Raw genomic sequence first — 1,216 nt, 5'->3', positions numbered from 1 at the left:
TAACAAGTGACTATGGTGTCAAACCCTAATATTTAATTCATTTTAGGATCCCAGTAGACACCATCTCTCACCATCGAATTGAGCGTGATAACTAGCTTTCTAATACACGCGATTATCGCTACTTTCTTTGGTTTTCCAGCGGCGACTAGCCGCTGATACATCGCCTTAAATGTTGGGTTACATTGGATTGCGGACATCATTGCCATGTACATGGCTGTTCTAATTTGAGAACGTCCACCGCGTATCATTCGTTTGCCTTTATAGGAGCCGCTGTCCCGATTAAAAGGAGCGACACCGACTAATGATGCAGCCTCTTTATTGTTGATATAGCCGAGCTCTGGCATCTCACTAATCAAGTTAAAGGCCACCACTTTTCCAACACCAGGTACGCTCTGAATAATGTCATTTTTAGTTTTATATTCTTCACAGCTTTCGATGAGTTTATGTAATTTATTATCTGTTTTTTCTAACTGATTTTTTATCACCGTAAGCATTGGTTTAATAGATGACGTTATTTCTTTGGGCATTATTTGTAGACGGTTTTTCTCCATTGTTTGCATTTCCATAAGCTGACGTCTACGTGATAGTAAATCACTCATCAGCCTTATCTGCTCTGGCTTTAATTGTGATAACTTAGGTTTGATAACTTCTGCATAATGGGCAATTAGTTGTGCATCGAGTTTATCTGTTTTGGCTCTTTGATTAATGGCACCTGCAAACCTTTTGATGTTGACAGGATTGGCAATAACAAACGGTATATTAGCTTTTGCACAGGCCATGATAAAGGGCTGCTCTAATCGGCCAGTGGCTTCAATGACGACACGCGTCACCTTGTGTTTTTTGATTTCAGTAATGGCTTCTTTAATGCCACTTTCATCGTTACTAACAACGAAATAAATACCTAGAGGGCGTATGTAAATGTCGAGTTGAGTTTTACCGGTATCAACACCGACGTTAATTTGATTTTGATTATTTATGCTATTCATAATAAGCTGACTCTGCCTTGCTATTCGGGCTCGAGGCCCAGTTGACTATCCGAGTTTAGTGCTTGGAGTTTTATACGGCGTTCCATCTTGTTATCGGTCTCTCAATAGAGGAGCCTGCAATCAATCGAACTACCGTATAAAAAGGCTTTAGTTGCTGCTAAAGCTTGGGCCTCACTTTACCTAAACTGGTTTAAAAAGAATAATAAAGATGGATGTATTATCCATACAAG

1 protein-coding gene is annotated in these 1,216 nt (G+C 39.6%); it reads right to left on the bottom strand.

The annotated features are described in order from the left end of the window. Positions 1-32 precede the first annotated feature (32 nt). Positions 33-986 carry an IS110 family transposase gene (locus ASU03_RS21185; RefSeq protein WP_057833251.1) on the bottom strand — a complete coding sequence of 318 codons (954 nt, stop codon included), beginning with the start codon at positions 984-986 and terminating at the stop codon, positions 33-35. Between the last annotated feature and the right edge of the window lie 230 nt (positions 987-1,216).

Source organism: Colwellia sp. TT2012, from assembly GCF_001440345.1.
Classification (GTDB): Bacteria; Pseudomonadota; Gammaproteobacteria; order Enterobacterales; family Alteromonadaceae; genus Colwellia.
This window is presented reverse-complemented; position numbering and strand designations above follow the sequence as displayed.